Here is a 13,992-nt window from a genome sequence, read left to right as displayed (position 1 = left end):
GCGACGGAGCGGCGTGTGCGGCACGATTCTCAGGGGAACCATCAACGAAGGGCGAGGCACGTGAGCGATCAGGACGACCGGAGCGGCGAGGAGCAGCGCCTGCTGCCCACTGCGGCCGCGATGACACCGCACGCGGCGACCGGCAGGGCGGTCGACTCCGCGGGCAGGCCCGCGCGCCGCGTGCTCCTGAAGCTTTCCGGCGAGGCGTTCGGTGGCGGCAGCGTCGGGCTGGACGCCGGGATCGTGCGACGGATCGCCGCCGAGGTCGGCGACGCGGTACGCAGCGGGGTCCAGGTGGCGATCGTCGTCGGCGGCGGGAACTTCTTCCGCGGCGCCGAGCTGAGCCAGGCGGGCATGGACCGGGCGCGGGCCGACTACATGGGCATGCTCGGTACGGTGATGAACTGCCTCGCGTTGCAGGACTTCCTCGAGCAGGCCGGGGTCACCACCCGGGTCCAGACGGCGATCGCGATGGGACAGGTGGCCGAGCCCTACATCCCGCTCCGGGCGATCCGGCACCTGGAGAAGGGGCGCGTCGTGATCTTCGGCGCCGGCGCCGGCCTGCCGTACTTCTCGACGGACACGGTGTCCGTGCAGCGTGCGCTGGAAACGCACTGCGAGCAGGTGCTCATGGGCAAGAACGGGGTCGACGGCGTGTACGACGCCGACCCCCGCAAGGTGCCCGATGCCCGGAGACTGGACCACGTCACCTACACCGAGGCCCTCGTCAAGGGGCTGGCGGTCATGGACGCCACGGCCCTGAGCATGTGCCGTGACAACGACGTGCAGATGCGGGTCTTCGGCATGGAAGGGGACGGGAACGTGACGCTCGCCCTCCAGGGGGAGCCCCTCGGCACGCTCGTCACCGCGCGATAGGGCCTGGCAGCTCACACCGCCGCTTCGGACTAGAGTGACCTAGCAGTGCCCCCCAACCGACCAGCAGCAACAGACAGGGAGTAACGGTGATCGACGAGACACTCCTCGAAGCCGAGGAGAAGATGGAGAAGGCGGTCGAGGTCGCCAAGGAGGACTTCGCGGGCATCCGTACCGGGCGCGCGAACGCCGGCATGTTCAACAAGGTCACCGTCGACTACTACGGGGCCCCGACGCCGCTGCAGCAGCTCGCGTCGTTCAACATCCCGGACGCGCGCACGGTCCTGATCTCCCCGTTCGACAAGGGTTCGATGACCACAATCGAGAAGGCCCTGCGCGAGTCGGACCTCGGCGTCAACCCGTCGAACGACGGCAACGCGATCCGCGTGGTCATGCCCACCCTCACCGAGGAGCGGCGCCGCGACTACGTGAAGCTCGCCAAGCAGAAGGCCGAGGACGCGCGCGTCGTCATGCGCAACGTGCGCCGCAAGGCCAAGGACACGCTCGACCGCATCGTCAAGGACGGCGAGGCGGGCGAGGACGAGGTGGCCCGCGCGGAGAAGGATCTCGAGGCCCTGACCAAGCGTCATGTGGAGGCCGTGGACGCGCTGCTCGCAGGCAAGGAGAGCGAGCTGCTCGAGGTCTGATGCCCCACCGAGTCCAGCCCAGCACCGCCCAGCCAGCACCCTTTCCGAGCGAGGTCCCGATGCCCCGGTCGCCGGAGCCGACCGCCGGCCGGACGTCGCGCGCCGGCCGCAACCTGCCGGCCGCGATCGCCGTCGGCGTCCTGCTGCTCGCGGCCGTCGCCGCGTCCCTGTACTGGCGGCCGGAGCCGTTCCTCGGGCTCGAGGCGCTGCTCATGTGGGCGGGGCTGTGGGAGCTGCGCCAGGCGTTCGCCCGCCGTCAGCTGCGGCTGCCGATGACACCGCTCTTCGCCGGCTCCGTCGGGATGCTGGTCTCGGCCTACTACGGGGGCGCCGAGGCGCTGCTCGTCGCGTTCATGCTCACGGTCGGCGCCTGCGTGGTATGGCGGGCGCTGGACGGGTCGGGGACGACGGCGGTGCGCGACGCCGCCGCGGCCACCTTCGGCGCGGCCTACGTGCCGTTCCTCGGCGGATTCGTCGCGCTGATGCTCGCGCAGCCCGACGGCGAGATCCGCGTGGCGCTGTTCGTGCTGCTGGCGGTCGCGAACGACACCGGCGGCTACATCGCCGGCGTCCTGCTCGGCCGGCACCCGCTCGCCCCGACCGTCAGCCCGAAGAAGTCGTGGGAGGGCCTGATGGGCTCCCTGGTGCTCGCCTCGGGAGTGGGCGTGCTGGGTGCGGTCTACGGGTTGGGCGTCGATCCACTGGCGGGTGTGATCCTGGGCGTGCTGACGGCTGTGACGGCGACCATCGGCGATCTGGCCGAGTCGCTCCTCAAGCGCGACCTAGAATTGAAGGACATGGGCTCGCTGCTCCCGGGGCACGGGGGTGTGCTCGACCGGTTGGACTCACTCCTGCTGACCGCGCCCTTCGTCTACCTTGTGCTCTCGGTGGTTGCCTGATGTCTGTTCCGTCCTCTGCCTCGCAGGTCCGTCCCGGCGACGAGACCCGTCCCCTCCCGCTCCAGATGGCACCGCGCCGGCGGGGCAAACCGCCGCGCCACTTCGCCGACCTGAGCGCGGACGAGCGGGTGGCCTCCGTGATCGAGGCGGGGGAGAAGCCGTTCCGGGCCAAGCAGCTGGCCACGCACTACTTCACGCACTTCACGTCCGACCCGGACGAGATGACCGACCTCCCGGCCGCCACCCGCGCCGCGCTGGCCGAGACGATGTTCCCGCAGCTCATCCGGCCCACCAAGGTCATGGAGGCGGACGGCGGGACGACGGTCAAGACGCTCTGGCACCTGTTCGACGACGCCAAGGTCGAGTCGGTGCTGATGCGCTACCCGAACCGCACCACGCTGTGCGTGTCCAGCCAGGCGGGCTGCGGCATGGCGTGCCCGTTCTGCGCCACCGGCCAGCTCGGCCTCACCCGGAACCTGTCCACGGCGGAGATCCTGGAGCAGGTTCGCGCCGCGTTCCGCGCGCTGGACCGGGGCGAGATCCCCGGCGGCCCCGCACGGCTGAACAACCTGGTCTTCATGGGGATGGGTGAGCCGCTGGCGAACTACAAGGCGATCATGGAGACCGTCCGCGCGCTCGTCGCCCCGCAGCCCGACGGCCTCGGCATGAGCGCCCGCAACATCACGGTCTCGACGGTCGGGCTGGTTCCCGCCATGCGCAAGCTGGCCGACGAGGGCATCCCGGTCACACTGGCGCTGAGCCTCCACGCCCCCGACGACGACCTGCGCAGCGAACTCGTCCCGATCAACACGCGCTGGAGCGTGGACGAGACCATCGACGCCGCCCGGCACTACTACGAGGTCACGGGCCGCCGCGTGTCCATCGAGTACGCCCTCATCAAGGACATGAACGACCACGGCTGGCGAGCCGACCTGCTCGGCAAGAAGCTCAACGCCCGCGGCAAGGGCTGGGTGCACGTCAACCCGATCCCGCTGAACCCGACGCCCGGCTCGATCTGGACGGCCAGTGATCGCGAGGTCGAGGACGAGTTTGTGGCACGATTGCGCGGGCAGGGGATTCCCACGACGATCCGGGACACGCGCGGTAGCGATATCGACGGCGCCTGCGGACAGCTGGCCGCTGAGGAGGACGACGAGTGAGTGGTGGCATGTTCAACAACGTTCCCCCGTACCGCACCGGCTACGCCAGGGACGAGGTGGACGAGTTCTTCGAGCACGCCCGTCAGGCGTACGAGGGTCGCACCGCTGAGCGTGTGACCAGCGCCGACATCCAGGCATCGACGTTCGACCTGGTCCGGGGCGGGTACAACACCCACGAGGTCGACGCGGCGCTCGACCGCCTCGAGGCGGCGTTCATCGCGCGGCAACGCGCCGAGTACGTGTCCGCGAACGGTCAGCAGGCCTGGATGAACGCGCTCGCCGAGCGCGCCCGGACGCTGTACGGCCGTCTGGGCCGGCCCGACGGCGAGAAGTTCGCACCCGCCGAACGCGGCCAGCAGGGCTACAACATGGATGACGTCGACGACCTGTGCGACCGGCTCGTCGGCTACTTCGACCGGCAGGAGCCGCTGACGGCCGCCGAGGTGCGCTCGGCCACCTTCGGCCGCGCCCGGGGGCCGGAGGCGTACGAGGAGTCGTCCGTGGACGCGTTCTTCTCGCGCGCGGTGGAGGTCCTGCTCGGCGTCGAGTGACGCTCCAGACCTCCTAGGCTGTCCTCGTCAGGCGCGGAGACCCCGCGTGGCAGTACCTCATCGAGGAGGCATGCATGAAGCTGGACGGAGCATCGGCGATCGTCACGGGCGGAGCGTCCGGCCTCGGGTTCGCGACGGCGCGAGCCCTGGCCGGCGACGGAGCATCGGTGATCCTGGTGGACCTGCCGTCGTCGCGTGGCGAGGACGCCGCGCGGGAGATCGGGCACGGTGCCCGGTTCGTCGCGGCGGACGTCACCAGCGAGGAGCAGGTGCGAGCCGCGGTCGACGCCGCGCAGGAGGCCGGCCCGCTGCGGGTGCTGGTGAACTGCGCGGGGATCGCGACGGCGGGCCGGACGGTCGGCCGCGAGGGGCCCGCCCCGCTCGACGTCTTCGAGCGCACGGTGCGCGTGAACCTCGTCGGGACGTTCAACGTGACGCGGCTGGCGGCGGCGGCGATGGCGGCGAACGAGCCGGGCGTGGGCCAGGTTCCCGGCGGGCCGGAGACGCCCGAGCGAGGGGTGGTCGTGTGCACGGCCTCGGTGGCCGCGTACGACGGGCAGGTCGGTCAGGCGGCCTATGCGGCGTCCAAGGGCGGCGTGGCGTCGATGACGCTGCCGATCGCGCGCGACCTGTCGAAGCTCCTGGTGCGTGTGGTGACCGTCGCCCCCGGCATCATGCAGACCCCGATGATGGACGGGATGCCCCAGGACGTGCGGGAAAGCCTGGCCGCACAGGTCCCGCACCCGTCGCGTCTCGGTTCCCCGGCGGAGTACGCGGCCCTGGTCGGCCAGATCGTGGCCAACCCCCTGATCAACGGTGAGGTCGTCCGCCTGGACGGCGCGATCCGCATGCAGCCCAAGTAGGCGGACCGACAGCCCGGGGCCGCCGTGTCCGGGTGCGCCTGCTTCCACAGGACGGACCTGACGACCCGGCGCCGTCGTGGAAGAACGCCGAGGCAGTACGCCGGCTGCGCGACGTACTGCCTCGGCGGGTTGCGGTGAGGCGTCTTCCAGGTCAGTGAGCCTTGACCGCGCCCAGGAAGGCCTTCGTGCGGTCGTGCTGCGGGTTACCCAGCACGTCCGCCGGGGCACCGGACTCGATGACCTGACCGCCGTCGAACATCAGGACGCGGTCGGCCATCTCGCGGGCGAAGCCCATCTCATGGGTCACCAGCATCATCGTCGTGCGGCCCTCCTCCGCGATGTCACGCAGGACGTTGAGGACCTCCCCGACGAGCTCCGGGTCGAGCGCGGAGGTCACCTCGTCGAAGAGCATCACCTTCGGCTCGCAGGCCAGGGACCGCGCGATGGCGACGCGCTGCTTCTGACCACCGGAGAGCTGGCCCGGCGTCTGGTTCGCCGCGTGGGCCAGCCCGACCTGCTCCAGCAGCGCCATACCCGCGTCGCGTGCCGCCTCCCGGGGCTTGCCGTGCACCTTGATCGGCGCCAGCATGATGTTCTCCAGCGCCGTCATGTGCGGGAACAGATTGAAGTGCTGAAACACCATGCCGATGTCGGAACGAACCTCGCGGATGTGCGACTCCCGTGCCGGGCGCAGCTTGTTGCCGTGCAGCTCGTGGTAGAGGTGCCGGCCACCGACCTCGATGGTGCCCGAGTCGATGCGCTCGAGCGTCATCGTGGCGCGCAAGATGGTCGTCTTGCCCGAACCGGACGGGCCGATGATCACCACGCGCTCGCCCGGGGCGACGTCCAGATCGAGATCGCGCAGTACGACGTTGCTGCCGAACGCCTTGGTCACGTCGCGCATCCGCACGCCCGCGGCGCCCTTTTCCGAGATCTGGCCCGGGGTCGCGGTCTCAGACACGCTCATAGGAAATCCTCTTCTCGAGTTGGCGAACGAGCCATGCTGCCGGAAGGCTCACCAGCAGGAAGCCGACCCCGGCCAGCAGGTAGGGCTCGGTGGCGCGGAAGGTCTCGGCGCGCACCTGGTCGGCGAAGAACAGCAGACCGTGGACGTTGACGGCGACGCCGAGCGGAGCGTCCTTGAACGCGGCCACCAGGTAGTTGCCGAGGGCGGGCAGTACGTTCGGCACCGCCTGCGGGATGATGACCCGGGTCCACTTGGTCACGGGCCCGAGATTGAGCGCCGTGGCGGCCTCCCACTGGCCCTTGTCCACGCTGTTGATCCCGGCCCGGTATGCCTCGGAGCAGTATGTCGCGTAGTGGATGCCGAGGCCGAGCGTCAGGATCTCGACGGGCGTGAGCGAGATGCCTTCGACGGACCGGAAGAGTGCCTGCCAGAAGAACAACTGCACCAGCAGGGGCGTGGACCTGATGAACTCGATCACCAACGCGGACGGCCAGCTCACCCAGCGCAGCTTCGTGCGACGCCCGAGCGCCATGGCGAAGCCCAGCACGATCGCCACGGTGAAGCCCAGGACCGTGGCCTTCGCGAGCACGAGGACGCCCTGCACCATGAGCGGGACCATGTGGAAGAAGAACATCCAGTCGAAGGACACGTCGCCGGGCGGGGCGTCCATCTCGGTCCGGTAGTTGGCCGGCACGCTCACCGCGCCGATGAGCAGGGCGAAGCCCACCGAGGTGAGGATCAGGGGTGTCAGGACGTCAGGCCGCTGGAACCATCGGCGGTGCGGCCGGAACTCCTCGACGACGGGTTCGCTGTGCGCGGTCGTCTGCGTCATCTCAGCTCACCGTCCCCTCGGCCGAGGTGGGCCGCATCCGTTCCAGCTCTTCGGTCGTCAGGGCCGGGCCGCCCTCGTAGCGCTTTTCCATCAGCCGTTCGGCGAGCCGGAAGATCAGGTTGATCACCTGTGCCAGGATGAAGTAGAGGACCAGGACGTTGAGGTAGAGGATGGGGAGGTTCCCGACGGCGTCCGCCAGCTGCTGCTGCCGGATGTTCCGTGCCATCTGCATCACGTCGGTGAGGCCGATGAGGCTGACCAGTGCTGTTCCCTTGAGAATCTCGATGGTGAGGTTGCCCATGGGCGGCAGGATGACCGTCATCGCCTGGGGCAGGATGACGTGTCTGAGCCGTTGCAGTGACGTGAGGTTCAGCGATATCGACGCCTCGGCCTGTCCCTTCGGCACCGACTGGATCGCGCCGCGGATGATCTCCGCGCCGTATCCGCCCATGTTGATGCCGAGCGCGAGCGTGGCGAGCAGGATCAGGTTCTCCTGCGGCACACCGAGCAGGATCGGGATCGCGATCGCGACGATGAACAACAGGATGATCGAGGAGATGCCGCGCGCGAACTCCACGAACCCCAGGGCGACCCCGCGTATCCAGGTTCGCTCCGAGAGGCGAGCGATGCCCACGACGAGCGAGAGGACGATCCCGACCACGAACGCGAGGCCCAGGATCTGGAGGGTGACGAGTGCTCCGCGGAGCAGGAGCATGTACTGGCTACCCGTCAGGAGCCATGATTCCACGTTGATCAACTCTTTCCGGTGATCATGGCGCGGGCTCCGGGGCCGTCTCCCGGCCCCGGAGCCCGCGGTCCTGGGTGCTCACTCCTCGAAGTCGGCCACCGTGAGGTCGTTCGCCAGTTCCACGTCGGCGTCCTCGAAGCCCTCGTAGCTGGTGATGATCTCCATCGTGGTGCCGTCCTCGCGCAGCTTGTTCAGCTCCTCGTTGAACTCGTCGCGGAACTCGGTGTCGTCGAGGCGGAAGCCGTAGCCGCCACAAGGGAGGGTCTCGTTGCCCTCGACGTCCTTCGGGAAGAACGGCTCGACGGCCTCGAGCCCGTCACGTCCCGCGATCTGCCCGTTGACCGTCGCGGCGGTGCCGGTCACCGCGTCGACCTCCCCGGCCTCCAGGGCCTGGTACATCTGGTCGATGCCGGGGAAGGACTTGATCTGGTCCTCGCCGACGCCGGCTTCCTCGGCGTAGCCGACCTCGACGGTGCCGCTGGCCACGGCGATGGTGAGGTCGGAGTTGTCCGCGAAGGTGCTGTAGTCGACGATGTCCTCCGGGTTGCCCTCCGGCACGGCGAGGGACTCGGTGGTGCAGTAGTCCGGGTCGGAGAACTGGATCTGCGCGAGTCGCTCCTCGTTGATGTACATGCCGGCGGCGACCATGTCGAACTGCTGAGCCTGCAGGCCGCCGATGAGGTTGCCGAACTCGACGACCTCGAACTCGGGCTCGCCGTAACCGAGGTTGGAGAGAACCTCGCGAGCGACGTCGGGCGCGAAGCCCGTCGCGTTGCCCGCGTCGTCCATATAGCCGTAGGGCTGTTCGTTGGCGATACCGATGGTGAGGACCTCGCCGTCACCGCCTTCACCGGTCTCGCCGCCGCCGTCGCCGCAGCCGGCGAGCGCGAGTGCGCCGATTGCGGTCAGCGCGACCAGGGTCTTCTTGCGTCGGAGGGCCATATGGCCACGACCTTTCGGTTGCGCGGCGCGCCGCCCTGGCACGCCGGTACTGGTTTGCCTGGATTGGGTTTGACCATATGCCGATGCCGTCTCGGTTCTCAACGACAGTGGGAACAGAGTGTCGGTGCTCTCGTGCACCCGGGCACGGACCGCCTGATGCAGGCCAAAAATGGCCTGTGACCTGCACTGATACCCGAAAGAACACCTCGTGTGACCGTGCCGTGGAACGGTCCGGCGACGGGATCATTTCGTTACCGCTTCGAGACCCTTCTCATGATCCCCCATGGGGTCACTCGCTGCCACTACGGGCCCGTTACAGGCCGTATGGTCCAGCTCGCGCACGCCGTGCACGCGGCCGCCGGTCAGCAGGCAGGCGCGACGGGCCGGCCCGTGCCGGTCCGGGTGTAGGCGTCCGAGACGAAGTGCCCCGGGCCGATCTTGTTCCACAGGGGAGTGCTCCCCAGATGGCCGTCGACCCACTCGCCCCACACCGTGCACTGGATGGTGACCCGGGTTCCGGCGGCGGCCAGGCCCGACCTCGCGTAGCTGGTGCCCGGCCCGGAGCGGACGTTGAGGGGCCATCTCGTGCCCGTGCGGATCGTGCCGGTGGGGCCGTCCCCCAGCCACAGGAAGGTGACGTCGACCCAGGAGTTGTCCGTCAGCCCGAGGCCGTCCCAGAACATCCCGTCGGCGAGGTCGATCCCCGCGGGGTTGCGCACCACACGCCCGAAGCCGTCCTTGCCGCCGTTGTAGTCGTCGTAGTACGCGGCCTGTGCCTCGGGAACGCCGCGCGGCAGGTCGGCGAAGCGCTCGCGGTGGGGCGCGGAGTTCCAGTAGTTGTCCTCGATGTTCCACGGCCCCACGTCCCACACGGGCGCGTACTCGCAGCGCGACGTCGCCGGAGCGCAGACGCGCACGGAGCGGGCTCCTTCACCCTTCGCGGAGAGGCCGAGCCGTGACGGCAGCGCGACGAAGTGGTCGTTCTTCCTGATGCGGTGGCCGTTCGCGGTGGTGTGGCCCACGAGCCCCTCGCGGGTCGCGTAGACGCGGTAGGTCGGAGCCCCGGATCCGTCGGTGTGGGTGCTGACTCGGGCGGTGTTCGCGTGGCCGGCGGTCGCGCGCACGGCATCCGCCGGGGCGGCGGTCGCCGGTGGGGCCGCGGTGCCGGCGACCGCGAGGGCGGTGGCGAAGGTGGCGGTGATGAGCGCGCTGCTCATCACCGAGAATGCCGACCTGCTCGGTTTCTGGTCCGTTGGAACGCTCATGACGTGACGCTAAGGGCCCTCAAGTTCAACTGCAACGTGAGAGTTGCCGATTGAAGGTATCTTTTGAGGTGCTTCGCCGCTTCAATGCTGATATAGCAGGCAAGAAGCGAAATGCGGGCAAGCCCGGCGCGCATCGCATCACGAGCAGGACTGGAGCCCACCGGACGGCGGGAGTTCACTGGGCCCCATGAGCGTGGACATCGATGGCCGGCGAGGCCCCCAGGTGCTCGGACGGACGCGCACGGCGTGGCGGCGCATCGCGAACGCCGGTCCGTTCCGGGACCGTCCGTCCGACGGCGGCCCGGTCGCTCTCCTGGACCCGGCACGTCGTGTCGTGCCGTACTCCGGTCACGACGCCGACCTGGCCGAGCTGCTGGCCTGGTGCCGCGAGCCGCACCCCGTCCAGGTCCGCCTCACCACTGGGCTCGGGGGCGTCGGCAAGACGCGCCTCGCGGTCGAGGCGTCCCGGCGCCTCGAGAGATCCGGGTGGCGCTGTGCGTGGATCCGGCCGGCCGACGACGACGCCGCCGTGCGCGCCGTCCTGTCGGGCGGCGCTCCGGCGACCCGCAGGACCCTCGTGATCGTCGACGACGCCGACTCGCGCACCGACCTCCCGACGCTTCTCGCGCGCCTGCGCCCGGCCGCGACCGGCAAGCTGCGCGTGCTGTTGCTCTCCCGGACCGGACGGGAGTGGTGGCGCCGGCTGCGCTGGGCGAGCGCCCTGTGGGCCGACGACGACGTACGCACCTCCGCCACCCACCTCGTTCCGCCGCGCGACCAGGACGAGCAGGTGCTCGTCACGCAGGCGGCGCAGGCGTTCGCGCGCCGCCTGCGCACCTCCGCCCCGGCACTGATCGTGCGGCGGTCCGCGGACCGCGCGTGCCCTCTCGACCTCCACGCCGCCGCGCTCGTCGCCGCCGCCGACGGCGGGCCCGCCGCGTCGTCCGCCGGGGAGGCGCCGGTCGTGGTGGATCCCGCGCGGGCGGTCGGCATGCTGCTGGACCTGGAGCGGGACCGGTGGGCCGCCGAGGCCGCGCACGCCGGCCTGCCCGCCGACGACGTCGAGGACGCCGTCGCGGCCGGGATGCTGCTCGGCACCGGATCGGACGACGGCGCGCGAGAGGCCCTGCGCCGCACCGCGCCGGTGCTGGCCACCGACGCGGGCGTGGCGTGGCTGCGCGGCCTGGCCGGCGGGGCGGGCGACCTGAGCTCCGCCGTCCCGCACCGGATCGTCGAGCAGCACGTGGTGCGGCGCCTCGCGGCCACCCCGTGGCTCGCGGACGACTGGACCCGCGGGCTGCCCGCACCCGTGGCGCACCGGGTCGCCGCGACCCTGTGCCGCGCGCAGATCGACCCGCCACCCATCTCCGAGCGGCCGCCGCTCGACGCCGTATTGCTGCGCGTCGCCGGCGAGCTGCCGCCCGACCCCGTCGCGCTCGGCGGACTGCTGGGCCTGCTCCCGCAGCATCCCGCGCATTCCGGCGGCCTGACGGCGACCCTCTCCGCGAGAATCCTGGAACTGGACGGAACGCCCGCGTCGTGGGCCGACGCCCTCATCCACCGGACGCGCGCCCTCTGGGCCCTCGGACGCCACCAGGAGGCGCTCCAGCCGTCCTCGGAGGCGGTGGCCGCGTGGCGGGTCGTGGCCGCCGAGGACCCGGCACGCTACGGACGGTGCCTCGCCCGGGCACTGTGCGGACTCGGGACCGTCCGCAACAGCCTCGGGCGATACCCGGACGCGCTCGTCGTGCTCACCGAGGCCCTCGGCATCCTGCGCGCCTCCCCGCCCCGCGAGGCGGAGTGGAGCGAACCCGAGCTCGCACTCGTCCTGCGGGCCATCTCCGCGACGTTCACGTCCCTCGGCCGGTACGCGGAGTCCGACGCGGCCGGCCTGGAGGAGGTGGCGGTGCTCCGCCGGCTCGTGCGACGCGACCCCGCCCAGTACGAGGCACAGCTCGCCTGGGCGCTGATCGGCAGCGGCGCGGCCGTCGACCACGGACGGCCGACCGAGGCGCTGGAGGCCCTGACCGAAGGGCTCGACCTGTGGCGCCGGCTCGCGCGCCGCCACGCGGTCGACTTCGAGCCGCAGCTGGCTTTCGCCCTGTCGCTGCGCAGCTACGCGCTCGCCGAGCTCGGCCGGCTCGACGAGGCCGTCACGGCCGAGACCGAGGCGCTGGAGATGCGCAGGCACCTCGCCGCGGCCGAACCCGAACGGTACGACTGGGAGCTCGCCCTCTCGCTCGCCCAGCTCGGCGCCCATCTGTCGGGCCTGGGCCGTACCCAGCACGCCTACACGCTCGAGACCGAGGCTCTCGCCACCCGGCGCAGGCTCGCCCGCCAGAACCCCCGCGCCTACGCGCACATGCTCGCGTCCTCCCTGTCCAACCTCGGCGTGACCTGCTCACGGCTGGGCAGGTTCACCGAGGCGCTCCCGCTGGAGCAGGAGGCCCTGGCGATTCGCCGCGACCTGGCGGCCGAGGCGCCCGAACGCCACGAGCAGTACCTGGCGCGCTCGCTGTCGAACCTCGGCGTGCGGTACTCCGACCTCGGAGAACCCGAACAGGCCGTGGAACCGACGCTGGAGGCCGTCGAGATCCTGCGCCGGCTCTCGGCCGAGGACCCCGAGCGGCACCAGGCCGACCTCGCGTCCGCGTGCACCAACCTGGGGGCGACGTACGCGGACCTCGGCCGCGCCGCCGAGGCCGCGGCGCTGCTGCGCGAGTCCATCGGCCTGCTGCGCGACCTGGCGGACCGGTACCCGGCGCGGTTCCGCCCGGAACTCGCCCGTGCCTGCTCCACCTGCGCATCGCTCCTGGTGACCCTCGGCGTGACCGACGAGGCCGTGGAGCACGCCACCGAGGCGGTGGCGATCCGGCACGAGCTGGTCGCGCTGCACGGCACCCGCTACCGGGACGACCTGGACCTGTCCCTGGCGGTCCTGTCCGAGGCGTGCGGCCCGCAGAGCGCGACGTCGTCCCCGGCCAGGCCCCGCTAGGGCCGGGACGCCCGCCACGGTCTGGGAGGATGGGCCGGTGCGCAGCGTCACCATCCTCGGTTCCACCGGCTCCATCGGCACACAGGCGATCGACGTCGTCCGCCGGCACCCCGATCGCTTCCGCGTCGACGCGCTGAGCGCCGGCGGCGACGTCGCCGGCCTGGCGAAGCAGGCCGCCGAGCTCGGCGTGCGGGCCGTCGCCGTGGCCGACGCCGCGCGCGCGGGCGACCTGCGCGAGGCGCTCGCCGCCGCGGGAGCCGCCGACGTCGAGACGCTGGCCGGACCGGACGCCGCCACGGACCTCGCGGGCCGGGGCAGCGACGTCGTCCTCAACGGCATCACGGGGTCGGTGGGCCTGCGGCCCACGCTGGCTGCCCTGGAGGCCGGGTCCACGCTGGCGCTCGCGAACAAGGAGTCGCTCGTGGTCGGCGGCCCGCTGGTGCGGGCGGCCGTACGGCGCCCGGACCAGATCGTCCCGGTCGACTCCGAACACTCGGCGATCGCCCAGTCCCTGCGGTGCGGGGCCGCGGCGGAGGTGCGCCGCCTCGTGGTGACCGCCTCGGGCGGGCCGTTCCGCGGCATGTCCCGTGCCGAGCTGCGTGACGTCACGCCGGCCCAGGCGCTCCGGCACCCCAACTTCTCCATGGGCCGGGTCATCACGACCAACTCCGCCACCCTCGTCAACAAGGGGCTGGAGGTCATCGAGGCGCACCTGCTCTTCGACGTCCCGTTCTCCCGCGTGGACGTCGTCGTGCACCCGCAGCAGATGATCCATTCGATGGTCGAGTTCGTCGACGGGTCCACGATCGCGCAGGCCGGCCCGCCGCGGATGCTCGTCCCGATCGCGCTCGGCCTGTCGTGGCCGGATCGGCTGCACGACGTCGACGTCGCGATCGACTGGACCCAGGCCGCGAGCTGGGAGTTCGCGCCCCTGGACGACGACGCGTTCCCCGCCGTGCGGCTCGCCCGCCAGGTGGGCGAGGCCGCGGGCACGTTCCCGGCGGTCTACAACGCGGCGAACGAGGTGTGCGTGGACGCGTTCCACGACGGCGCTCTTGGCTTCACCGACATCGTGGACACCGTGGCGGCCGTGGTCGACGCGCACGCGAGCCGGCCGGGTGACGCGTCGTCGGTCTCCGGCGTGCTGGCGGCCGACGCCTGGGCGCGGGAGCGCGCCCGCGCCGTCGTCGTCGGCTGAGTCGCCGCGGCCGGCTCGCCACCAGGCGTCCGCGGCCGACGGCGGCCCGTGG

13 protein-coding genes are annotated in these 13,992 nt (G+C 71.2%); 8 read left to right on the top strand and 5 right to left on the bottom strand.

Annotated elements, in window-relative coordinates; translation table 11 throughout:
• The first annotated feature begins 120 nt into the window (after positions 1-120).
• The 6 genes from pyrH (at position 121) to EDD34_RS13835 (ending at position 4,993) form a co-directional block, all read left to right on the top strand.
• A complete protein-coding gene (gene pyrH, locus EDD34_RS13860; RefSeq protein WP_123816536.1) occupies positions 121-876 on the top strand; it encodes a UMP kinase in 756 nt (251 codons plus the stop codon).
• Between the two features lie 86 nt (positions 877-962).
• The gene (frr, locus tag EDD34_RS13855; RefSeq protein WP_123815101.1) at positions 963-1,520 is read left to right on the top strand and encodes a ribosome recycling factor; all 558 of its coding nucleotides are present in this window, start codon (positions 963-965) and stop codon (positions 1,518-1,520) included.
• A 59-nt stretch (positions 1,521-1,579) separates the two neighbouring features.
• Complete coding sequence (locus tag EDD34_RS13850) at positions 1,580-2,419, top strand: phosphatidate cytidylyltransferase (protein ID WP_123815100.1); 840 nt, start codon at positions 1,580-1,582, stop codon at positions 2,417-2,419.
• Complete coding sequence (gene rlmN / locus EDD34_RS13845; RefSeq protein WP_123815099.1) at positions 2,419-3,579, top strand: dual-specificity RNA methyltransferase RlmN; 1,161 nt, start codon at positions 2,419-2,421, stop codon at positions 3,577-3,579. Before EDD34_RS13850 ends, rlmN begins: the two co-directional genes overlap by 1 nt.
• A gap of 8 nt (positions 3,580-3,587) precedes the next feature.
• On the top strand, positions 3,588-4,130 hold the full coding sequence (locus EDD34_RS13840) for a DivIVA domain-containing protein (protein ID WP_123816535.1): 543 nt from the start codon (positions 3,588-3,590) through the stop codon (positions 4,128-4,130).
• 74 nt (positions 4,131-4,204) lie between these two features.
• Entirely contained in the window at positions 4,205-4,993 is a 789-nt protein-coding gene (locus EDD34_RS13835) for an SDR family NAD(P)-dependent oxidoreductase (RefSeq protein ID WP_123815098.1), read from the top strand.
• A 151-nt stretch (positions 4,994-5,144) separates the two neighbouring features.
• On the opposite strand, the gene ehuA is transcribed toward EDD34_RS13835, so the two are convergent.
• The 5 genes from ehuA to EDD34_RS13810 all read right to left on the bottom strand — a co-directional run bounded on the left by ehuA (position 5,145) and on the right by EDD34_RS13810 (position 9,747).
• Positions 5,145-5,960, bottom strand: coding sequence for an ectoine/hydroxyectoine ABC transporter ATP-binding protein EhuA (gene ehuA / locus EDD34_RS13830; RefSeq protein WP_123815097.1), 816 nt, complete (start codon positions 5,958-5,960; stop codon positions 5,145-5,147).
• Positions 5,947-6,792, bottom strand: a complete 846-nt coding sequence (gene ehuD / locus EDD34_RS13825; RefSeq protein ID WP_211341586.1) for an ectoine/hydroxyectoine ABC transporter permease subunit EhuD — start codon at positions 6,790-6,792, stop codon at positions 5,947-5,949. The genes ehuA and ehuD overlap by 14 nt, the downstream gene beginning before the upstream one ends.
• Position 6,793: 1 nt before the next feature.
• Positions 6,794-7,540 (bottom strand): amino acid ABC transporter permease, encoded by a 747-nt coding sequence (locus EDD34_RS13820; protein ID WP_123815096.1) that lies wholly within the window; start codon positions 7,538-7,540, stop codon positions 6,794-6,796.
• 78 nt (positions 7,541-7,618) lie between these two features.
• Positions 7,619-8,482, bottom strand: coding sequence for an ectoine/hydroxyectoine ABC transporter substrate-binding protein EhuB (ehuB, locus tag EDD34_RS13815; RefSeq protein ID WP_123815095.1), 864 nt, complete (start codon positions 8,480-8,482; stop codon positions 7,619-7,621).
• 362 nt (positions 8,483-8,844) lie between these two features.
• Positions 8,845-9,747 (bottom strand): hypothetical protein, encoded by a 903-nt coding sequence (locus EDD34_RS13810; protein WP_123815094.1) that lies wholly within the window; start codon positions 9,745-9,747, stop codon positions 8,845-8,847.
• A 187-nt stretch (positions 9,748-9,934) separates the two neighbouring features.
• Between EDD34_RS13810 and EDD34_RS13805 the strand changes: the two genes are divergently transcribed.
• A complete protein-coding gene (locus EDD34_RS13805) occupies positions 9,935-12,742 on the top strand; it encodes a tetratricopeptide repeat protein (RefSeq protein WP_123815093.1) in 2,808 nt (935 codons plus the stop codon).
• Positions 12,743-12,779: 37 nt separating this feature from the next.
• Positions 12,780-13,940, top strand: a complete 1,161-nt coding sequence (dxr, locus tag EDD34_RS13800; RefSeq protein WP_123815092.1) for a 1-deoxy-D-xylulose-5-phosphate reductoisomerase — start codon at positions 12,780-12,782, stop codon at positions 13,938-13,940.
• Positions 13,941-13,992: the final 52 nt, after the last annotated feature.

It is taken from the genome of Myceligenerans xiligouense (assembly GCF_003814695.1).
Taxonomy (GTDB): Bacteria; Actinomycetota; Actinomycetes; order Actinomycetales; family Cellulomonadaceae; genus Myceligenerans; species Myceligenerans xiligouense.
The sequence above is the reverse complement of the archived record's forward strand: the minus strand, read 5'-3'. Positions and strand labels throughout refer to the sequence as shown.